This window comes from Flavobacterium sp. 3HN19-14 (genome assembly GCF_051373205.1).
Lineage (GTDB): Bacteria > Bacteroidota > Bacteroidia > Flavobacteriales > Flavobacteriaceae > Flavobacterium.
Window position 1 is genome coordinate 3167700 of record NZ_JBPPZT010000001.1, and the last position, 21017, is coordinate 3188716.

The following is a 21017-nucleotide window of genomic DNA, read 5'->3' on the forward strand; positions in this document are numbered from 1 at the left end:
TATTCCGTTGAACGGCCGATTCATTGTTTCAAAAATGTAAGTACCGAAAATGCAAGGCTATTGTGTACCGTTGTGCCATTCGGACTTGAGGAATTTTTCTCCGAAGTAGCAGTAATTACAACAAACCTTTCAGGTTCGCCTGACGAAAACACGAGGCAAAAACTAAGTGCGCTTTCTGAAAAATACGGACAGACAATTTATCCGCCCGACTTTTTAGATTAAAAATTAGTGTACCTTTATACAAACTTAAAAAAATGTCGCAACCCAACAATAAAGAATTAAAACTTGCCGTACTCATCGATGCCGACAACGTTCCGTACTCTAATGTAAAAGGCATGATGGAGGAAATCGCCAAATACGGCACCCCGACCACCAAAAGGATTTATGCCGACTGGACGCGCCCGAATTCAAATGGCTGGAAAGCAGTTCTGCTCGAGCACGCCATCACGCCGGTACAGCAATATAGTTATACACAAGGGAAAAACTCCTCAGATTCTGCTTTAATAATCGATGCTATGGATCTGCTTTATTCAGGAAAACTCGACGGTTTCTGCATTGTTTCAAGCGACAGCGATTTCACAAGACTGGCGATAAGGCTTCGTGAATCGGGTATGAAAGTCATTGGCATCGGCCAGAAAAAAACGCCAACTTCATTGATTTCTGCCTGTGACCGTTTTATTTTCCTTGAAGTTCTGGATGAAGTGGTCGAGAAAAAGAAACCAAAAGCAGTTGCTGTTCCGGGCGAAACCAAAAAACCGGTTCCTGAAAAACCAAAAGCGAAAATTGATAACCAGACAATTGAGCTGATAGAATCGACTATCGAAGATCTTGGCGACGACGACGGCTGGGCTTTCCTTGGTGATGTTGGAAATCTGATCGTCAGGAAAAAACCTGATTTCGATCCGAGGAATTATGGATTTGCCAAGCTCACGCCTTTATTAAAATCACTCACAGATATTCTCGAAATTGACGAACGTGTTTCGGAGAATAAATCGATTAAACATGTTTATGTGAGGATGAAGCTGAGTTAAAGGTACAAAGCTGCAAAGGTTCAAAGTGACAAAGTCAAAAAACCCTGAAACTTTTTTACCTTGAATCTTTGGCACTATACTACCAACTCCTTGATCGTATCAAACAAAATATCCTTATTCAGCGGCTTCGTCATATAATTATTCATGCCGATTTCGCGTATGCGGAGTTTCGTAGCTTCCATAGCATCAGCAGTGACTGCAACAATCGGTATCTGTGCGTTTGAAGCACCCGCTTCACCGTTTCTTATCGCAATTGTCGCTTCATAACCGTCCATAATCGGCATCTGCAAATCCATTAAAACGATATCGAATGTACCTGATTTTAAGGCTTCAAGGCATTCTTCGCCGTTATTGACATACGTAAGAGCTGTATTTCCCCAATTTTTCGTAATCATTTTGATGACAATCTGGTTGATGGCATTGTCTTCAACTACAAGAATATTTTTACCGCCTAAATCGTAAGTTGGCTGCACTTCAGGTGCCGTGATTTTCGCATGCGCAACTGTCGCGATCGGGAAATCGAGCACAATTTTGCAAATAGTGCCCCTTCCCTGCTCGCTTTTCATTTCAATCGTGCCGTGCTGCAAATCGACGAGCGTTTTTACAATAAATAAGCCAAGCCCTAATCCACCAAATTTGCGTTTGTTATTGATGCTTTCCTGTGTAAAGGAATCAAAAATCCTGTCGATTTTATCCTTTGGGATTCCGACTCCGGTATCAGTGACTTTTATGGTAAGACTCGCTTTTGTACCGGGTTTAAGCTGTACTGAAACGTCAAGTTTTACAATGCCTTCGGAAGTGAATTTTACCGCATTGCTGATAACATTATTGGTAATTTGCGTAAGCCGCATCGCATCGCCGACAAGCACTTCCGGAATGTTATCCGCAAACGAATATTCAAAATCGATGCCATGGTCTTTGGCAATCATTTCGGCGTTGCTTTTTATCTGGTCGAAGATTTTATGCGGTTCAAAATTGGCAATCTCGAGCTTGATTTCATTTTTCTGGATACGCGAAAAATCAAGGATATCGTTAATGGAACTCAACAAATTGTTTGACGAATATTTGATAATCTGGCAATTCTTGCGAATCTTTTCATCAACAACTTCCTTCGAAATCGAATCGATTAAATTCATGATCGCATTTAGCGGCGTGCGCAATTCGTGGCTGATATTAGAAAGGAAGTAAGATTTCAATTCACTTAACTCTTCCGCCCTTACAAGTGCCAATCGTGTCAACTCCTCGCGTTCACGCTTGATGGTGCTGATGAAATTCGCCATGGCAAGCGAAAGGAATAAAATTTCAGTTCCGGTACCGAATTTCGTGCTGTTCTCTGTAAAAAATGAATTCGGCAAAACGCTGAAATTATTCATGATAAAAATCACAAATCCCAAAATCAGGCACAAAACACCGGTCGTAAAAAAACCATCAATCGGGCATTTTTTGACATATAAAGTGACTACTGATGATACAATCAGGATAAGCACAACCAATCCGAAGAAATTGGCAAGACGGTAAGAATATTCAAGAAATGACGGAATGAACAACACTGCCAAAAACATAATCGCGACGAATATATAAAGTGTATTGAAAGCTTTACTGATCCATTTGCTGTACAATCGAATCCGAAGGAATTCCTGCGCATATTTCCCCAAAAAGAAAGTCGAAATACAGGCGAAAATTATGACCGATCTGTTAGAAAAATAACCGCCACTCGGCATAAAATATTGATAAAAATAGCCGTCGAGCGACAATTGCATAAAGCCTATAAAAATCACATACAAACTATAATACAGGAAACTTTTCTCTTTCAGGCCGAAAAAGAAAAACATATAAATCAAAGATACGATGATCAGGACGCCGTAAAAATTCCCGAAAACCAATTGCTCAAGCGTTGTGGCCTGCAGAAAATTCTTCTCTGACCTCAGCAATACCGGCATATTGATGACTTCGCCATCGCTTTTAAGATGTACGTAATATTCTTCTTTTTCGCCCGGTTCGATTATAATCCTGAAAACCGGTTTGCGAAAACCAAAACTCCGTTCTGCAAAAGGCATATCGTCGCCGCTTTTGAAAGAAGTCATGCTGCCGTCGCCATGAATAATATAGAGCTGCACCAGATCTGTTACCGCACGCGCAGTTTCAAGATAATAAACGACATCTTTATTGCTTTTATTCCAAAGGCTGAACTTTACCCAATAATGATTTTTGGTAAATCCGATGTTGGTGTTTTCGTTTTCGAGTGGTTTGAAAACGAGGTTTGAAGCGCCGTCGATAATCTGTCGGATATTAAAATCCTTATCGCCTGCATCTGCAATTGATGCATAATTATGTAGTGAAATTTTCTCCGGGAGCATCTCATTTTCAGATTTTTCCTGAAAAATATATTGCGCTTTTGCACCGGTTAAACCAAAAAAGCACAGTAAAATTACAAACGCTTTTTTGCAGCAAGCAGGAAAGTAATGGTTCAGCATAAGATTTGGCAGGTTTGGGGTAAAGTAGTTACGATAACTAAAACATTTTGGATTTGGCTTCGATGCTTAAAACCAATACTTTAACATTTTGGAGTTTCGGCGACTACATTTAACGCAATATAAAGGAATTTCCTGTTATTTCTCATTAATTTAGTAGCAAACAAAACATTACATGAGAAAGCAATTTTTCCTTTTCGGGATTACTGTGTTGGCGATTGCTTCGGTAATTGCATATTATTACCACTACAGCGTATTTTTTCCGTTGACAATCCTGTTGATTATTATCGTTGGGATTACGAATACATTTCAGAAAAAGCACGCGATTTTGCGGAATTTTCCAGTTTTGGGCTATTTCAGATATTTATTCGAATTCATTTCGCCGAAATCCAGCAATATTTTATAGAACGCAGCACCGACGGAAAGCCATTTTCGCGCAACCATCGCTCTTTGGTGTACCAACGCGCCAAAAACATTGATGCCACCACGCCGTTCGGAACGCAACTCGACATTAATACTTCAGGTTACGAAGGCATCAAACATTCTATTTATCCGGCGAAAGTCAATGAAGAATTGCCGAGAATTACCGTTGGCGGCCTGATTGCAAACAACCTTATTCTGCGTCATTGCTCAATATTTCGGCTATGAGTTTTGGCTCACTCAGTGAAAATGCGATTGTTGCTTTGAACAAAGGCGCAGCCAAAGGCAGTTTTTACCACAACACCGGCGAAGGCGGGTTGACAGAATTCCATCTTCAGGGTGGTGATGTCACCTGGCAAATCGGAACAGGATATTTCGGCTGCCGTGATGATGAAGGTAATTTCAGCGCAGAAAAGTTTGAGAAGAAAGCCAACAATCCATTGGTAAAAATGATTGAAATAAAATTATCACAAGGCGCAAAACCTGGTCATGGCGGCGTTTTACCTGCGGCAAAAAACACAGAATTGATTGCGAAAATTCGTGATGTGAAACCTTTCGTTACAATACTTTCACCTCCCGGCCATTCTGCTTTTTCTGATGCAAAAGGATTAATCGGATTTGTGGCAAAACTGCGCCAGCTTTCCAACGGAAAACCAATCGGATTTAAATTATGCATCGGCCAGACGGCGGAATTCGAAGCAATTTGCCAGGAAATGATTGCACAAAACTGCTTTCCGGATTTTATCACTGTTGACGGAGCCGAAGGCGGAACCGGAGCTGCACCGCTTGAATTTTCCGATGGCGTCGGAATGCCATTGGAACCGGCGTTGATTTTCGTCAATAAAACATTGGTGAATTACAACATCCGCAGTAAAATCAGGATTATTGCGAGCGGAAAAATCATTTCGGGTTATTCAATTTTACGGGCGGTTGCTTTGGGTGCTGATATGTGCAACAGTGCGCGCGGCTTTATGTTTTCGCTCGGTTGTATCCAGGCCGTTCGCTGCAATAATAACCAATGCCCGACCGGCGTGGCAACACAGGATAAAATGCTGATGAAAGGTCTTGCAGTAACCGATAAGTCAGAGCGGGTTTATCATTTCCATAAAAATACGCTGCACGCTGCGAATGAACTTTTAGCGGCGGCAGGAAAGAATAATTTCAGTGAAGTCGACATCAATATTTTTATGAGAGGCGATGAATTTACGAAGCTTTCAGATTTATATTTCCCGGACATTTTACAGAATGTAAGCCGTGAATAAACGTTTACGCTACTTTACAATTGTACTTGTTGTCGTTGGATGCGGTATTCTTTCACGGCAAATAGATCTAATTCCGTTGTGCATCGGCGATATGTTGTATGCGGTTATGGTTTATTTTGGCTGTTGCTTTCTTCTTCCTTGGATACAACCGCAAAAAACTGCTATCGCTGCACTTTTGATTTGCTTTGTGATCGAAATTTCGCAGTTATACCAAGCAGAATGGCTGGTTACCATTCGCAAAACATATGTGGGGCATTATGCTTTGGGTGAAGGTTTTTTGTGGAGTGATTTACTGGCTTACATCATCGGCATTTTGACGGCTTTTTGCATTGATTTATGGTTGTTGCGAAAGCCGCTTCCCTCCAAATAATACAATTTATTCCCACAATATTATAAGGCAGAAAATCAGGATTTTATTCAATTTTACATTACTAAAAATGTGAAATTGAATAAAATCCTAATTTAATCAATTTGCAACCTACAGACTTAAATTTTCGTATATAATTGCAAAACTATCAATTACTTATCTGTAAGTATATCTTAAAAAACAAAGAATAAAGGAGGCAAACCGGCATCTAAAATGGGTAAGGTGCCATTGCGACTTCTTTGATCCCGTTTCGGCGGGATTTTTTGTGGAATCAGTATTTTCTTTCTATGATAATGCCCAGTTTATCAATTCGTCCGCCATACCTGCCGTGGAATCCGGAAAATTCAAAATTATCCGGGATGTAATAATTCGTCAGTCCCCAGTTTTTGGCAACGCCGCGGCAGTAATGATAGCCGTCTTCAAAAATTTGGGTTCCTTTTCCTTCATTCACGCCCGGTGTGAAGAATGAAACGCCATAAGCACCGGCATAAACGCGTTCATTCTTTTGCATCTTCTTGTCCGGGTCGTCATCATTGCGATAGAAAATTTTTAGATGCTTGCCTTTCTGGTCAGCAAGATTAAAATGGTCGTATTCCGGTTCACTGTGGTTACCGCCAATTCGGTAATTATTGTCTTTATCAACCACAGCAAGCGAATCAAGGCGATAAAAATCAGCCGATTTATATAATTTTATACTTTGCAGATCAATGCGCGGCGTGACAAATTCGGCGCCGCCGCTTCCGCCTCTGGCTTCATAAAAAAGGGTATCGATATCGTGTTGCATAATTTTATTTTTAATAGATGGAACAGCCTCTCACGGCATTCTTCGTTTTTACTTCTTCTAATTTCAGGTTGCTTTCAAAAGGCTTAAAATCCGGATTAAAATGAAGTGAAATCTGGTTGTTTTTCAGGAAGTTTACCAGCGCATTTTCATTCGCTGTAAAAGTCGTGGCCTTGTAAACTTTAGTACTGGCGGCCATTGTAAGCTCATTTTGATTGAAAACCGGAAGATAAATGCGTAGTATTTTTCCCTTATCGAAATAATCGATTGAATTTCGGATGAACCCATCGATGAAACACACATACTGTATCGCCAGCGCATTATTGTTTTTCGGACTTTTATACAACAACGGAAAGGCGCGGATCACTTTGGGCATATCATCATCGAGTCCGCGTTGCGAAAACGTGATTTTTTTCGCTGAACGGCCGTTTTCGCGAATGGTTTCTTTCTCCATCAACCTTTCGTTATTGATATTTACAAAAAAGCCATCACCGATTTTATTGAAGAAAGTGTCGTAATGTTTGCAAAAAAATTCATAAGCTTCTTTAGTATCGCCTGAAAGTTTGCTTATGAATTTCTTTTCCTCGCTTTTATATCCTTCGGCAGTGGAAAAGTTCTTCAAAATATCTTTTCCCTGGCATCAGTCATTTTTGTAGTCAGGTCTGAAATGGTTCTTGAATAATCAGTCTGAAAATTTTTATGAACGCCGCTGATGAACGGATCGTGTGTAAAAAAATTCAGGTAAGCATAAAATTTGATTTTATAGTTAATGTATTGTTCAAAAAAACTAAGCTTGTCATCATCATCGGGTGCATCGACTGCAAAAGTCTTCGGATCGAGGATTTCCCACGGTGTAACTTCGAAATCGTAAGATTCATAATCAAGGTAAATCGTTGAATTATCTGCGTTTGTATCTTCACTCATAATCAGGCTTTTTTAATATTTCCGTTAATGTAATTTCGAATGTTGGTAATGTCGGCAGTTTCAAAAAGGTTCTTCTTTTTACCTTCATTCGCTTCATCAGCGATTTTGAAAGCCTTGATGATACTGACCTCAGGATCGAGTTGTATCAGGTAATTTTGCCGCTCATCAGATTTTCCGGTTTGTGGTTCTTTAAAAGTTTCAAATTGTTTGAGCAATTCGTCCCTGAAAACGATTTTGCATTTATCGAGTTCCTCCGGGAAATTTTTGAGGTTCGTCAAGTTTAGGTAAATCGTCGTCAATTTCATCAATTATCTCAATTGCCTTAATTGCATTTTCAAACTTAAAATCATTGAGTGCGATATTGAGTTTTTGATCCGGTCTTTTATTCTGCTACCGACTTCCGCCAGGGTTTCTTCTTTTGGAGCTAAAAGTTCGATGTCCTTAACCTTAATGGGTTTGTGATCGCCGCTATCCTGAAACTTGGGCGCTGCAGCGGCGAGCGTTTTACTTTCGAGGTATTTTTTGAGGTAACTTACTTGCGCATCTACATAATCGCTGAAGCTTTTTACTTCTTTCGGAAATGAAACGACTGTTCCTTTCATATTGACCGAAAGATTGGCATTACTGAGGGTGGTGTCGAGTTTCATCTTGCCTTCAGCCGATGCGAAACGCGACCCAATGCTGAGTTCGGCTTCGTGAATGGAATTGGATTTAGAATCGGTGGAACTGCTCGAAAATTCAATTTCAGCCATTGCCCCACCCATGAGGTTGAGTTTGGTGATGAGTCCGGTGCCCCATTTCATTTTGAATTGCTGGATGCGAAGCAGCTTCAGGTCTTTATTTTCTGTCCTTTGTATCCTGGCATAATCTCGTTTTATTGCGGTGCGCTCTTCTATATAATCAATAAAATCTTTGGCATTGTCATCAAGGTTCACGAGCCAAATGGAGACTTTTTTCACTTTATAGATTTCTGCCGTGAGTTTATTCTCCCTGATCATCTTTGCCTTTTCGTTGTAATAATTGTAAGCTGCCGCGACGTTCACCATCGGCTCGCCGCCTTTGGCACCACCGCCAATATCAAAAATGCTATGGTCTGTACTGTCGCCTGAATAATCACTGAAAGCATAATATTCGAGTACTTCATCATTGCTGAATAGCACCATTTTGTCTTTCATCAGTTTTTTCATATTAAGGCAATACGTCTGCTTTACCTTGTTGAGCGTACCGTCGAAAACCTGTCCAATCTGGAGTTTCCGCAGGTCTTTGTGTGCTCTTTTCGCTTCTTCTTCTTTGTTCATGTCTGAATGTTTTAGGAATGAAACCCAACAGTTTATATGAAATAAACTATCCTCAAAAACAAATTTCAAAAAAAGATTCGAAAAAAAAGCGCGTAGAAATACGTGATTTTTACTACAATTCCTTCAATCGCAGTAAAGCCTCCAGATAATAATAATCGGCGTAAACAATCGAGCAGTCGATTTCACTTCCTGCGGGTTTATGGCCTGTGGAATGTAACAGCAAAGCGCTATTGGCTTCTTTGCTGAGATAATTGCGCGAAAGCTCCTTGAGCATTAAAACTGCTTTAGTCTCATACTCTTTTTTGAGTGTTGGATTTTCCGTAAATGTGGAAAGCTCCAGCAATGCCGAAGCCACAATCGCCGCAGCCGATGCGTCTTTAGGTTCATTAGGAATATTCGGCGCGTTGAAATCCCAATACGGAATTAAATCTGCAGGCAATTTATCCAGATAAACGCGTGCAATCTTATGCGCGAAATCAAGAAACTTCGGGTCTTTCGTTTCGCGGTACACCATCGTGAATCCGTAAATTCCCCACGCCTGTCCGCGCGCCCACATGCTTTTATCGCTGTAGCCTTGTGCCGTTTGGCCTTTGATTTTCTTTCCGGTTTCAGGGTTGTAAATAATTACGTGATATGAGGTAAAATCGGAACGGAAATGGTTTTGCATCGTCGTTTCTGCATGCCTGACTGCAATTTCATACAACTTGTGGCTGCCGCCATTTTTCGATGCCCAGAACAACAATTCCAAATTCATCATATTGTCGATGATGGTGTTGTGACCGCCCATTTTGTTGTACGGCCACGATTGAATTGTCCCAACTTTCGGATTGAAAAGCGTGGCCAGAGTATCTGCCGTTTTGAGGATAATTTGTTTGTATTCGTTATTTCCCGTCAAGCGGAAACCATTCCCGAAACTATTGAGTATCTGAAAACCCAAATCGTGGTCATTGGCTTTATTGACCGAAAGCGGCGTCAGGAAACGGGAAAATTTATCAGCTTCCGTTTTCCATTTTTCATTGCCGGTCGCTTCATATAAAAACCACAATTCGCTGGGCCAGAAGCCGCTGGTCAGTCTTTATAATCGACAAATTTCCATTGGTTGCTGTTGGTGGGAATGCTGCGTGGCAAAGTGCCGTTATCCGGAATTTGCTCAAGTGTCTTCGAAGCTTGTACTTTACAATATTTAATTTGCTCGCGGTACAAATGCTTCTTAATCGAACTCAGCGAAACACTGCATCCTGATATGCAATACACGATTAAAAAAAGCACTACATATTTTATTTTCATTAGTTGGATTTTACTTTCGACTTTCGACTTTCGACTCATTTAATTTCAAGAGTTAACGGATGTGCAATGATTTCAGCCTGCCGTTCCAGCATCGCATCCCAATCTTCAACTTCCTTCACCTGATTGCTTTTCTGCCATACAAAACCGGCATAATAAACGACTTTTCCTGATGGTTTTGCCAAAATAAAAATATTGCTTTGATCGGACACCTGCGTCACTTTCGCGAAAGCGGAATCAATAAAATCCGGTTGTATCACAATGCCGGTACCTACAAAAGCGTCGTCGATTTTTTCCCAATATCGAATCCATCCGTTTTGGGATTCCAATCTGGAAATACCTTTATTTTCATGGGTTGTCAAGCCGATTGTAAAATTCGGAATTGCTTTTTCGAATGAATAATCAACTTCAATCTTTGAGAAATTCGAATCAAAATCCAATGAAATCCGTTTGGTTTCCACCACACCGAATTCGCTCCAAGGCGCATAAGTCAATTCAAAAATGGTACGCAATGGCCCGGAAGAAATCGTTTTGTAAGAAACGAAATTTTGTGAAACCTGAAGGCTGTCGTTTACCCAAATTCCTGTACCACCAACACCTCGACTTGCACCAACGTGAAAAGGATCGTAGCCTTCGCCATGGTCTTTGTGATAATATCCCGGAGTTTTCAGATTGTTCCCATACCATTTATTGATTACCGGAAGGTTCGTTCGCTTGAGCCAAATATCGATGCCGCTCGAAAGCGTGCTTCCGGCAATTCCTTTGAGCGCTTCTTCCTGACCTTTTCGTTCCGTAAGTCCGGAACGCAACCTTATTATTTTCCAGGCATAATCATCGGAACGTTCGGGGACAAAGCGCGAATAAGCAGAATCAATTTCACGCATTGATGATGAATACCCAACTTCTGAAATAGTATAAGTAGCTCTTCCGTTGCGATGAACCCGAGCGAGAAAAAGCAATTCATCAGCGACACCATCAGCATCAAGATCAACCCATTGGTAACGAATGGGCTCCATTTTAGGCCTTTTTATTTGAAGCTTTGGCTTTGGGTCTTTGGAAAGTATTAAATCCAGGTCTTTGCGCGGAATCGAGACGATTTCTTCCCGTAAAAAATCAAGCGGATTTCTTACGATAAGAGTGTGCTGGGCATGGCTTTCACAGAAAAAAAGAAACGAAAGCCACAGGAAAATTCTTCTTTTATAATCAGGCATTTTATATATTTTAGACAGCTTGGAGCATTTTAGGCCGTTAAAGTTAATCAATTTTTCGAGGCTATTTCCTCAATACTTCTTGATTGTCGATGACTGCGCTGTTAAAATAGGAACGGCTGTATTGCAGTTTCAATACATAATTCCGCACGATTTCAGCTTCATTAACTTCTTTTGGATTGTAAGGAAGGCTACATTTTTCACCTTCAAATGTGAAGGTAACATGCGCATATTTTCCCCGTACACAGTCCTCAATTGGAATTGTCCGCAACGTCAGATGTGTCGTTTCGGCATGCTTGATAACAGCATAATTAAAAACTAGTTTTATGACGATAAATAGCACGAATGAAACAAAAATTATACTCAGAAAATTAAGAATGTTTTCGATGTTATTCTTTTTTTTGGGTTTTGGAAATCTTTTCAGTTTTGCAAAATGGAGCGCCTGATTTCTTTTCTTCTTATAGTGAAAGTATAAGTGAATGCCGATTGCGCTGAGGATGGCAAATGCTATTGTTACAAAATCTACTTCCAACGGCATACTTAAAATAAGCGTTTCCTGCCTTACATAAAACCCAACTAAAATGGCAAGCACAATAAGAAACCACTTGTTCTTTTTGAGAAAATTTTCTACCATAATTTAGCTATTTCAAAGGCTTCGCGTCCATATAAAATACCAATTTTCCGCCATTGACAATATCGGCATGATGCAGTTTGAAATCTGTCAGCGGTTTTCCGTTAAGCGTGATTTTCCTCACATACACATTTTTATCACTTTGATTAATGGTTTCAATTGTGAATGTTTTTCCGTTCTCCAGATGTAATTCAGCAGCTGTCACATCCGAACTTCCAATCGCATATTCATCAGAACCCGGGGCGACCGGATAAAATCCGAGCGAAGAAAAGATATACCACGCGCTCATTTGCCCGCAATCGTCGTTTCCGCCCAATCCGTCAGGTGCATTTTTGTATTGCATTTTCAGGATCATGCGCACGCGCTCCTGGGTTTTCCATGGTTTTCCGCCCAATTGTATAAGTAGGCGACATGATGTGCAGGCTCATTTCCATGCACATAACCGCCAATGATGCCATCGCGCGTAATATCTTCGGTTTCGGCGAAAAAGGCGTCGGGCAAATGCATCGTGAAAAGTTGGTCGAGACGTTCTGAAAATTTTTGCTTTCCTCCCATTGCCGCAATTAAAGCATTTGGATTCTGAGGTACAAAAAAGCTGTAATTCCACGAATTGCCTTCGATAAAACCCTGATGATTTGTGCTTAGAAAATCCGGGTTCGATTTGAAATTCCCATCTTTCAAACGCGCCGTCATAAAGCCGGTTTTGGCATCAAAATTATTTTTCCAATTGGAAGAGCGTTTGATGAATTCGGCATAAATATTTTTATTACCGATTTTATTCGCCAATTGCGCAATGCACCAATCATCGTAAGCATATTCAAGTGTATTGGAAACCGAAGTGCCGCTTTGTTCATCCGGGATAAACCCATTGTCAATGTAGCTTCCGATGCCTTCGTAATCACGATGATTTGCGGTATTGACGCAGGCTTCAAGCGCTTTTTCGATATTTCCGGTATACACGCCTTTAACTACCGCATCGGCTACCACCGAAACGCTGTGGTAACCGCTCATACACCAGTTGTCATTGGCATAATGTGACCAGATTGGCAGCATTTTCAACGCACTTTGGTCGTAATGCGCCAACATTGATTTTACGATATCATTGTTGCGCGACGGCTGGATGATGTTGAAAAGCGGGTGTAAAGCGCGGTAAGTATCCCAAAGTGAAAAAGTCGTATAGTTGGTGAAATTCTCAGCTGTGTGGATTTCCTGGTCGAGGCCTTTGTATTCTCCGTTGGCATCCATATAAATGGTCGGACTCAGGAAAGTGTGGTAAAGCGAAGTGTAGAAATTAACCTTATAATCTTCAGAAGCTGAAATGACAACTTTATTAAGTTCTCTGTTCCACTCGGATTGCGCTTCGGCTTTTACGCGTTCGAAATCCCAATGCGGAATTTCAGCTTTCATATTTTCGAGTGCATTGGTTTGACTTACAGGCGAAAGCGCGAATTTGATTTTTATTTTTTCATTTTCATTGGTATCAAAATCAAAGTACATTCTGATTTGCTTTCCGGCGATTTCGGGAAAATTTTTACTTTGGTCGAATTTCCTCCAAAATCCACGATAGGTCTGCTTCGTATCAAACTTCTTATTTCCGTATGCCTTGAATGGCTTTGAAAAAGACATTGCGAAATAAACCGTCCGCGTTCGTGCCCAGCCGTTGGTTTCGCGGTAGCCTGTGATTAAAGTATCATTAACAACCCGAACATAAGTCCACACATTTTTTTCAGGATAATTATAAATTCCCGCCATCAGGTCTAAAATGATGTGCGATGCATCCGATTTCCGGAAAGTCTACTGGTGCATTCCGACGCGTTTGGTTGCGGTCATTTCGGCAATGATGTTATCATCGTCGAGTTTTACTTTGTAGTATCCGGCTTCGGCAATTTCATTTTGGTGTGAAAACGCAGCGCGATAGCCGGTTTTGGTATCAGCAGCAATTCCTGCGAATTCAATTGCAGTTTTCCTTGCGTCGGCATGATCAGAAAATCGCCTAAATCAGAATGCCCTGTGCCGCTAAAATGCGTATGGCTGAAACCTGTGATGCTCTTGTCATCATATTGATAACCAGCACAATATTTATAGACATCGCCGTTGTATTTGCCGTTGAGTTCATACGAAATCGTATCGGTTTCCGGACTCAGCTGCACCGCGCCAAACGGAACGGTCGCACCGGGATAAGTGTGCCCCATTTTTTGGGTTCCGATGATAGGCCGGACATATTTTACGAGATTTTGCTGGGCATTTGCTGAAGCGACAATCAGCGAAAGGAGAAGTAGATATTTGTTAATCATGGGGAAATTGCGAATTTGCATTCCCTAAAGGTAATAAAATTCCAAAAAGCAAATCCCAAATTCCAACTTCAATAGTCAGAATTTGGGATTTTAGATTGAAGTTTGAAATTGCTATTGTTGGTTTTCTTTCTCGCGTAAAGATTGCATGTCAATTACATACCTGAACCTTACATCTTCTTCTTTGATTTTGTCGTAAGCATCGTTGATTTGGTCAATACTGATCATTTGCACTTCGGGTAGAATGTGGTGTGTGGAGCAAAAATCTAGCGTTTCCTGCGTTTCAGCAATTCCGCCAATTAACGAACCACCGACTTTTCTGGCAGACATCGCCACTTCGTTGTTGTCCAGCGGTTTTTTGTATGGGCCTAGCAATCCGACAGTAATCAACTCACCGCGAACTTTCAATAGCGGCACATACAAATTAATGTCGAATGGATATGGAATCGTACACAAAAGGAAATCAAAATAAAGTTCATGTTGTTTCATCGAATCATCATAATCAGAAAGCAATACGCGGTCGGCACCGATTTGAAGCAAAGGTTCTCTTTTGTCTTCTTTGGTTGTAATTGCGGTAACTTCCGCGCCCATCGCTTTAGCAATTTTTACTGCGACATGACCCAATCCGCCGATGCCGATGATACCAACCCTGTCGCCTTTTTTAATATTGGCGCGTTTTAAAGGTGAAAATGTTGTAACTCCGGCGCATAACAATGGCGCAACACGTGAAGTATCAAGATTTTCAGGGATACGCAATACGAAATGTTCCTTTACAGTAATTTGTGTAGAATAGCCACCGAAGGTATTGAAATCGGTTCCGTCCGGAACTTTGTACCCGTTGTACGTCATCGTCGGGCCACCGTGGCCTTCGCAGAATTGCTCCTCACCTTCATGGCATTGGCGGCAATGCGTGCAGGAATCAATCATACAACCTACACCGACGATTTCACCAATCTGGTATTTTGTCGCCTCCGAACCCAATCCGGCAACGCGACCGATGATTTCATGTCCGGGAACGCAAGGGTAAATCGTGTTTTCCCAGTCGTTGTTGACCTGATGAATATCAGAATGGCATACGCCGCAATATAAAATATCGATCAGGATTTCGTCGTCAACGGGCGTGTTGCGTTCGATTTCCATTTCATTGAGTGTTTTACCGCCGATGAGCGAACCCGTAGCGCCGTAAGCCAGAATTTTGAATGTTTGCATGTTTGGAATTTTATTTATTAAAAGTGTTATTTCAGAACATTGAAATTATTTCTTTTATAATAAATGAGCTTATACCTTTGCGCGGAAAGCTTGTATAATTAGGTTGAAAAATCCCAAAAAATAAATCCCAAACTCCTATTATTACACGGAATTTGGGATTTGAAAATTTGGGATTTGATTTTATTTGATCGGCGGTACCTGTTGGTTGCGGCGTATTATTATTTTTGGTGTATTGGTCGCCGTCATGGTTTTCAGCGTCTGTTCCATCCGGCGCGCTGTAGCCTTCTAAGGATTTGCCGTTTTTGTCTTTGGCGCCTTTAGTTTTGGTTGAAGATGCATTAGCTGTCGTTGATTTATTGCCTGAACCCGCCCCTGAATTATCAGACGCCTGGTCAGTGCTTGCATCAGGAGGCAAATTGCCCATATCGGTCGTATCTGTTGTCGTAGTGGTGACAGTGGTAGTCGTAGTTTCCGTGGTTTTTGAACCACATTTATTGCACGAAACGGTCAAAGCTCCTATGCCTATAAGGAACAAACCTGCTGTGATATTTAAGAATTGGCTTTTCATGATATTTTACTTTAATGTTAGTAATGTAAATTTCGGTGTAGAAAAGCAGAAAATACTTATATAATTTCTAGAGATTGTTACAGGTTGTCGTCGTAGCGCGGATCAAATTATTCAAAAACCGGATTTTACATCCACAAACGCCGATAAATTCATTGTACAATTGTATGTGTTGGAATAGTAGATGTCATTTCCGCAGGTTAATTTGATCCTGAATGTCGTGTCGAAATTTCCTGAATGTGAATTTATTTGTGCCTTAAACATCGTTTTAGAGGCCAGCATTTTCCTTGAATAACTGTTGCCACAAGGTGAATTCCGCAGCGGGCCGACCAACTGCCATTCGCCATTTCTGTTTTTTGCCTCGCAAATGATGTTAACAAGTCCGTCACGCATGCTCAGGTTTAATGTTTCAAGCGAATTATTAAAGATGTAAACATTAAGAAAATCGGTATCTTTCGCTGTGACTAAAAGAATGATTTTTTTATCTGATTTTATCAATTTAAGCTCATCCTGAACTACACTGTCAGTTTTTATTTCGGAATACTGAAAGTCATTTTCAGAAACCATTTCCGGAAATTGACTGAAAATTACTAAAAATTGGAAGAAAAAAATCGTGGAAAATATATGTTTCATCTGCTTCTGTTTAATATTCTAAGTAAGGAATGGTGAAAGTATTTTAATAAATTCCCAATTCCTTCTTAACAAAAAACGTCACCTCAAATTTCATTCCTAAATTTAGGTATGGATTACATTAAAATCATCGGTTTGGCAGCGGCGGTTTTTACAACAATTGCCAATGTTCCGCAGACGTATAAAATCATAAAAGATAAAACCACGAAAGGCGTTTCGCCAACGACTTATTTTATTTTGCTGATTGGACTCGGCCTTTGGATTGCTTACGGAATTATCCGAGAAGATTTTCCGGTTATTTTGGCGAATGGGATTTCTGCTTTAATCGCCATTACGATTCTCATTCTTTATTACAATTCCGATAAGGTTATTGAGGACATCCACGAAAAAGTACTTCCTGAAAAAATAAAAGAAGAGGCAAAAGCAGAAGAAAGTGAAGCCGAAAATTAGTATTTGGCAGCCATTGCTTATCTTTACAATTCCATTTAAAAAAATACCCAAATGACATTAGTCTTCGCTTCCAACAACAAAAACAAAATCCTGGAAATCAAAAACATGCTTCCAAAAAGCATTGATTTATTGAGCCTCGAAGACATCGGATGCCATGAAGACATTCCCGAAACCGCAGAAACTATTGAAGGAAACGCCATCCTGAAAGCCGATTACGTCACTTCAAAATACGGTTATGATTGTTTCGCAGATGATACCGGACTCGAAGTCACCGCGCTCAACGGCGCTCCGGCGTTTATTCGGCGAGATATGCGGGAGAACAGCGCAATGCTGATGACAATATGCACAAATTGCTCGAGGCGTTGGCGACTGAAACCGACCGCAGTGCGCAATTCAAAACCGTAATTGCCCTGAATTTGAATGGTGAACAACATCTTTTTACCGGAATCGTCAAAGGCGATATCATCGATGAAAAGAAGGGCGAAATGGGCTTCGGATATGATCCGATTTTTGTTGCAGATGGCTTTGACCGCACTTTCGCGGAACTTTCGCTTAACGAAAAAGCACAAATTTCCCATCGCGGACAGGCTGTAAAACAGTTGATTGTGTTTGTATCTGAAAGTGAAAATCGTTAAAAATCACTATCAAAAATATTGCCTTTAGACGCTTTTTTCTTGACTCTTGACTCTTGGTTCTTTCCTCAAACACCTATCTTTCTGAAAATCAATAAATAATAAATCTTCAACAAACAAATTACCATTAGTTATTCACAAATATTAAGCGTACTTTTGCAAAATATTTAAATACTATATGAATAAATTTGAACAATTAGGATTGAGTGAATCGTTACTGAAGGCGATTTTAGATCTAGGATTTGAAAATCCGACCGAAGTACAGGAGAAAGCAATTCCCCTATTATTGGAAAAAGACACAGATTTAGTTGCGTTGGCTCAGACAGGGACAGGGAAAACGGCAGCTTTTGGTTTTCCGCTGATTCAGAAAATTGATGCCGACAACAGAAATACACAGGCGTTGATTTTATCACCTACCCGCGAACTTTGTTTGCAGATTACAAATGAGATTAAAAACTATTCGAAGTACGAAAAAGGTATCAATGTAGTGGCGATTTACGGCGGGGCAAGTATCACAGAACAAGCAAGAGAAATCAAAAGGGGCGCACAAATCATTGTGGCTACTCCGGGACGTATGCAGGACATGATCAACAGAGGTTTGGTCAACATTAAGAACATTGATTTCTGTGTATTGGACGAAGCAGACGAAATGCTGAACATGGGCTTCTACGAAGACATCGTTTCCATTTTATCCGACACTCCTGAAGAGAAAACCACCTGGCTTTTCTCTGCGACAATGCCTGCCGAAGTGGCGCGCATCGCGAAAAAATTCATGGAAGACCCATTGGAAATTACTGTGGGAACCAAAAATTCAGGTTCAGCGACCGTATCACACGAGTTTTATCTTGTGAATGCACGCGACCGTTACGAAGCCTTGAAACGTTTGGCAGATGCGAATCCGGATATCTTTTCTGTGGTTTTCTGTCGTACGAAAAGAGACACGCAGCACGTAGCTGAAAAACTGATTGAAGATGGATACAACGCGGCAGCTTTGCACGGCGATTTGTCTCAGGCACAACGTGATTCTGTTATGAAATCTTTCCGTGGAAGACAAATCCAGATGCTTGTTGCGACTGACGTTGCCGCACGTGGCATCGATGTTGACAACGTAACACACGTTGTGAATTATCAACTTCCCGATGAAATCGAAACCTACAACCACCGTTCAGGCCGTACCGGTCGTGCAGGGAAATTGGGACTTCGATCGTAATCGTAACGAAAAGTGAACTGCGCAAGATTTCTTCTATCGAAAGAATCATCAAACAGAAATTCGAAGAGAAAACCATTCCGTCCGGAATTGAAATCTGCGAAATTCAATTGTTGCATTTAGCCAATAAGATTAAGGACACTGAAGTTGATCACGATATCGACAATTATCTTCCGGCCATCAACAACGTTCTGGAAGGTCTTTCAAAAGAAGAACTGATCAAGAAAATGGTGTCGGTAGAATTCAACCGTTTCATCAACTATTACAAAAAAACACGTGATTTGTCTGCGCAATCAGGTGGCGAAAGACGCGAACGCGACGACCGGGAACCACGTGAATTCAACAATGGCGGTGCCGTTCGTTATTTCGTGAACATCGGTTCAAGGGATAATTTCGATTGGATGCAGCTCAAAGATTTCTTAAAAGAAACATTAGATTTAGGTCGTGACGACGTTTACAAAGTTGATGTAAAAGAAGGATTCTCTTTCTTCAACACCGATCCCGAGCACACCGATAAAGTGATGGACATCCTGAACAACATGCAGCTCGAAGGACGCAGAATCAACGTAGAAATTTCTAAAAATGATGGTGGCGGACGACGTGACCACAACGGAAGAAATTCAGGCGGAGGTTTCGGCGGCGGCTACAAAGGCGGTGATCGCGGCGGAAGAAGTTTTGGCGGTAACGGCGGCGGATTCAGAAGCGAAAGAAGCGGTTCACCACGTCGTGAAGGCGGATTTGGCGACAGAGCACCGCGCGAAGGCGGTTTCGGTACTCCGAGAGCTGAAAGAAGCGGTTCTCCAAGACGCGAGAATTTCGGTTCAAAACCGACTTCTGAAAGAGCGCCAAGGCGTTCAGAAAGCTTTGGCGATGCGGCAAAACCTAAACGTCCTAGAAAGAGTTAACGATTTCTGTTAATTTTCTAATAATTTACAGCGTGACTACAAATTATCTTACGAGTTTTATTACTTTTAGACCTTCAATCAAGGACATGAGATATTTTGTAGTCATTCTTTTTTTATGCTTCTCAGCAACCGGATTTGCACAGGAAATCGTTACGCCGACTACTGTGACCGCAACAATTGTCAATGACAATACAAAGGCAGCCTTATCAAACGTTAACATCATTAATGTTAATAGTGTAAAAGGAACCACTACTGACCAATTCGGTCAATTTACCATTGAGGCGAAAGCCACAGACACACTGCACATTTCCATGATTGGTTACAAATCACTTAAGGTAAAAGTGACGAATGACTGGATCAAAAATAAAACTACTACCATTCAGCTTACTGAAAAAGCTTATGCACTTGAAGAAGTTATTGTACGCCCTTATATATTGACAGGTTATCTCGAAGTCGATGCGAAACTTATCCCGAGCCCGGAAAATTACCGCTACAGCATTTCAGGCCTCAAGCAAGGTTATGAAGCTGGTGATGCGTATTCTCCAAATGCTTTCGGAAGGGTCTTAGGCTCGATATTCAATCCGGCAGATGCGCTTTATAATTTCTTTGGAAAGAAACCGAAAGAGCTCAAAAGGCTCAAGGAAATGAAGAAAGATGACAATGTAAAAAACCTGCTTGAATCTAAATTTGACCGCGAAACCGTTGCGGCACTTTTAGGTGTCGACAAGAGCGAAATTCCCGAAATCATGTCGCGTTGCAATTACTCAGAAGCATTCGTGAAAACGGCGAATGACCTTCAAATCCTTGATGCCATCAGTGCGTGTTACGAGGAATACAAAATCCTGAAGAAAAAAGGATAAACTCCGGAAAGCTGTATTTTTTTTGGATTACCATTACACCCGTTCAGGTAAATTCGCACGCAACCATAATTGAATTCATGTATCTTTGGTAAAACCAAAACCATGAAAAACTCTTTTTTATTCCAATATTGCTATTTTTAGTTTTTCTGCTTCAGGGTTGTTTTGGCGTTAATCCGGATCCTGAATCGCGCTATCAGCCCGAGATGATGACCCGATCGGCGTTTGAGCAGGCGGTGAAACTGCTTCCTGATGAAAACACGATTAAGGCAGGGAAAATTTACATAAAAGACGATTTGCTTTTTATCAACGACGTCAATCGCGGTTTTCATATTTACAACTATTCCGATCCGGCAAATCCGGTTAAAATAACTTTCCTGAATATTCCGGGTGCTACAGATGTTGCCGTTCGTGATAACATTTTATACATCAACCAGGCTGTCGATTTGGTGGCTGTCGAATATAATCGTACGCAGAATTCCATTCATGTGACCAGTCGCAACCGCAATGTTTTTCCACAGAAAATTTCACCTGACGGTTTTGGTGCTTACGGAAGTTCTTCAGATAAAATTGTAATAAACTGGACAGAATAAT

19 protein-coding genes and 4 pseudogenes are annotated in these 21017 nt (G+C 41.0%); 9 read left to right on the forward strand and 14 right to left on the reverse strand.

What is annotated here, in order from left to right:
- Positions 1-60 precede the first annotated feature (60 nt).
- Both ACSLFW_RS17095 and ACSLFW_RS17100 read left to right on the forward strand, forming a co-directional pair.
- The gene (locus ACSLFW_RS17095) at positions 61-222 is read left to right on the forward strand and encodes a hypothetical protein (protein WP_436556756.1); all 162 of its coding nucleotides are present in this window, start codon (positions 61-63) and stop codon (positions 220-222) included.
- Positions 223-254: 32 nt separating this feature from the next.
- Positions 255-1031: an NYN domain-containing protein gene (locus ACSLFW_RS17100; protein WP_436556757.1), complete on the forward strand. Its 777-nt coding sequence runs from the start codon at positions 255-257 to the stop codon at positions 1029-1031.
- A gap of 74 nt (positions 1032-1105) precedes the next feature.
- On the opposite strand, the gene ACSLFW_RS17105 is transcribed toward ACSLFW_RS17100, so the two are convergent.
- Positions 1106-3505, reverse strand: a complete 2400-nt coding sequence (locus ACSLFW_RS17105) for a 7TM diverse intracellular signaling domain-containing protein (RefSeq protein WP_436556758.1) — start codon at positions 3503-3505, stop codon at positions 1106-1108.
- A 172-nt stretch (positions 3506-3677) separates the two neighbouring features.
- Here ACSLFW_RS17105 and ACSLFW_RS17110 point away from each other — a divergent pair.
- Positions 3678-5184, forward strand: a pseudogene (locus tag ACSLFW_RS17110) (FMN-binding glutamate synthase family protein).
- The gene (locus ACSLFW_RS17115) at positions 5177-5554 is read left to right on the forward strand and encodes a DUF2809 domain-containing protein (RefSeq protein ID WP_436556759.1); all 378 of its coding nucleotides are present in this window, start codon (positions 5177-5179) and stop codon (positions 5552-5554) included. The pseudogene ACSLFW_RS17110 and the gene ACSLFW_RS17115 overlap by 8 nt, the downstream one beginning before the upstream one ends.
- Before the next feature lie 268 nt (positions 5555-5822).
- Here ACSLFW_RS17115 and ACSLFW_RS17120 read toward each other — a convergent pair whose 3' ends face one another.
- The 13 genes and pseudogenes from ACSLFW_RS17120 to ACSLFW_RS17180 form a co-directional block, all read right to left on the reverse strand.
- A complete protein-coding gene (locus ACSLFW_RS17120; RefSeq protein WP_436556760.1) occupies positions 5823-6335 on the reverse strand; it encodes a hypothetical protein in 513 nt (170 codons plus the stop codon).
- A gap of 10 nt (positions 6336-6345) precedes the next feature.
- On the reverse strand, positions 6346-6954 hold the full coding sequence (locus tag ACSLFW_RS17125; RefSeq protein ID WP_436556761.1) for a hypothetical protein: 609 nt from the start codon (positions 6952-6954) through the stop codon (positions 6346-6348).
- Positions 6951-7256, reverse strand: coding sequence for a hypothetical protein (locus ACSLFW_RS17130; RefSeq protein ID WP_436556762.1), 306 nt, complete (start codon positions 7254-7256; stop codon positions 6951-6953). Before ACSLFW_RS17130 ends, ACSLFW_RS17125 begins: the two co-directional genes overlap by 4 nt.
- 2 nt (positions 7257-7258) lie before the next feature.
- Entirely contained in the window at positions 7259-7534 is a 276-nt protein-coding gene (locus ACSLFW_RS17135) for a hypothetical protein (protein ID WP_436556763.1), read from the reverse strand.
- Between the two features lie 30 nt (positions 7535-7564).
- Positions 7565-8554 carry a hypothetical protein gene (locus ACSLFW_RS17140; RefSeq protein ID WP_436556764.1) on the reverse strand — a complete coding sequence of 330 codons (990 nt, stop codon included), beginning with the start codon at positions 8552-8554 and terminating at the stop codon, positions 7565-7567.
- 112 nt (positions 8555-8666) lie between these two features.
- Positions 8667-9599, reverse strand: coding sequence for a glycoside hydrolase family 88 protein (locus ACSLFW_RS17145; protein WP_436556765.1), 933 nt, complete (start codon positions 9597-9599; stop codon positions 8667-8669).
- Between the two features lie 23 nt (positions 9600-9622).
- On the reverse strand, positions 9623-9841 hold the full coding sequence (locus tag ACSLFW_RS17150) for a hypothetical protein (protein WP_436556766.1): 219 nt from the start codon (positions 9839-9841) through the stop codon (positions 9623-9625).
- 35 nt (positions 9842-9876) lie between these two features.
- Positions 9877-11049 (reverse strand): DUF4861 family protein, encoded by a 1173-nt coding sequence (locus tag ACSLFW_RS17155; RefSeq protein WP_436556767.1) that lies wholly within the window; start codon positions 11047-11049, stop codon positions 9877-9879.
- A gap of 61 nt (positions 11050-11110) precedes the next feature.
- Entirely contained in the window at positions 11111-11680 is a 570-nt protein-coding gene (locus tag ACSLFW_RS17160) for a hypothetical protein (RefSeq protein ID WP_436556768.1), read from the reverse strand.
- 7 nt (positions 11681-11687) lie between these two features.
- Positions 11688-13971 (reverse strand): annotated as a pseudogene (locus ACSLFW_RS17165) (GH92 family glycosyl hydrolase).
- Between the two features lie 111 nt (positions 13972-14082).
- Entirely contained in the window at positions 14083-15177 is a 1095-nt protein-coding gene (locus ACSLFW_RS17170; protein ID WP_436556769.1) for an NAD(P)-dependent alcohol dehydrogenase, read from the reverse strand.
- 31 nt (positions 15178-15208) lie between these two features.
- On the reverse strand, positions 15209-15745 hold the full coding sequence (locus ACSLFW_RS17175; protein ID WP_436556770.1) for a hypothetical protein: 537 nt from the start codon (positions 15743-15745) through the stop codon (positions 15209-15211).
- Between the two features lie 111 nt (positions 15746-15856).
- A complete protein-coding gene (locus ACSLFW_RS17180; RefSeq protein ID WP_436556771.1) occupies positions 15857-16375 on the reverse strand; it encodes a hypothetical protein in 519 nt (172 codons plus the stop codon).
- A gap of 108 nt (positions 16376-16483) precedes the next feature.
- On the opposite strand from ACSLFW_RS17180, the gene ACSLFW_RS17185 reads away from it, so the two are divergent.
- From ACSLFW_RS17185 to ACSLFW_RS17205, 5 genes and pseudogenes are all read left to right on the forward strand, one after another.
- Entirely contained in the window at positions 16484-16822 is a 339-nt protein-coding gene (locus ACSLFW_RS17185; RefSeq protein ID WP_436556772.1) for a SemiSWEET family sugar transporter, read from the forward strand.
- 51 nt (positions 16823-16873) lie between these two features.
- Positions 16874-17457 (forward strand): annotated as a pseudogene (locus ACSLFW_RS17190) (non-canonical purine NTP diphosphatase).
- Positions 17458-17632: 175 nt separating this feature from the next.
- Positions 17633-19566 (forward strand): annotated as a pseudogene (locus tag ACSLFW_RS17195) (DEAD/DEAH box helicase).
- An 86-nt stretch (positions 19567-19652) separates the two neighbouring features.
- Positions 19653-20426, forward strand: coding sequence for a carboxypeptidase-like regulatory domain-containing protein (locus ACSLFW_RS17200; protein ID WP_436557484.1), 774 nt, complete (start codon positions 19653-19655; stop codon positions 20424-20426).
- Positions 20427-20554: 128 nt separating this feature from the next.
- Complete coding sequence (locus ACSLFW_RS17205; protein WP_436556773.1) at positions 20555-21016, forward strand: hypothetical protein; 462 nt, start codon at positions 20555-20557, stop codon at positions 21014-21016.
- Position 21017: the final 1 nt, after the last annotated feature.

Excerpts from the sequence above, each read along its gene's own strand:
- ACSLFW_RS17100 (WP_436556757.1), top strand. The coding sequence starts at position 255 with ATGTCGCAACCCAACAATAAAGAATTAAAACTTGCCGTACTCATCGAT.
- ACSLFW_RS17105 (WP_436556758.1), bottom strand. The coding sequence starts at position 3,505 with ATGCTGAACCATTACTTTCCTGCTTGCTGCAAAAAAGCGTTTGTAATT.
- ACSLFW_RS17120 (WP_436556760.1), bottom strand. The coding sequence starts at position 6,335 with ATGCAACACGATATCGATACCCTTTTTTATGAAGCCAGAGGCGGAAGC.
- ACSLFW_RS17130 (WP_436556762.1), bottom strand. The coding sequence starts at position 7,256 with ATGAGTGAAGATACAAACGCAGATAATTCAACGATTTACCTTGATTAT.
- ACSLFW_RS17140 (WP_436556764.1), bottom strand. The coding sequence starts at position 8,554 with ATGAACAAAGAAGAAGAAGCGAAAAGAGCACACAAAGACCTGCGGAAA.
- ACSLFW_RS17150 (WP_436556766.1), bottom strand. The coding sequence starts at position 9,841 with ATGAAAATAAAATATGTAGTGCTTTTTTTAATCGTGTATTGCATATCA.
- ACSLFW_RS17155 (WP_436556767.1), bottom strand. The coding sequence starts at position 11,049 with ATGCCTGATTATAAAAGAAGAATTTTCCTGTGGCTTTCGTTTCTTTTT.
- ACSLFW_RS17160 (WP_436556768.1), bottom strand. The coding sequence starts at position 11,680 with ATGGTAGAAAATTTTCTCAAAAAGAACAAGTGGTTTCTTATTGTGCTT.
- ACSLFW_RS17170 (WP_436556769.1), bottom strand. The coding sequence starts at position 15,177 with ATGCAAACATTCAAAATTCTGGCTTACGGCGCTACGGGTTCGCTCATC.
- ACSLFW_RS17175 (WP_436556770.1), bottom strand. The coding sequence starts at position 15,745 with ATGAAAAGCCAATTCTTAAATATCACAGCAGGTTTGTTCCTTATAGGC.
- ACSLFW_RS17180 (WP_436556771.1), bottom strand. The coding sequence starts at position 16,375 with ATGAAACATATATTTTCCACGATTTTTTTCTTCCAATTTTTAGTAATT.
- ACSLFW_RS17185 (WP_436556772.1), top strand. The coding sequence starts at position 16,484 with ATGGATTACATTAAAATCATCGGTTTGGCAGCGGCGGTTTTTACAACA.
- ACSLFW_RS17200 (WP_436557484.1), top strand. The coding sequence starts at position 19,653 with ATGAGATATTTTGTAGTCATTCTTTTTTTATGCTTCTCAGCAACCGGA.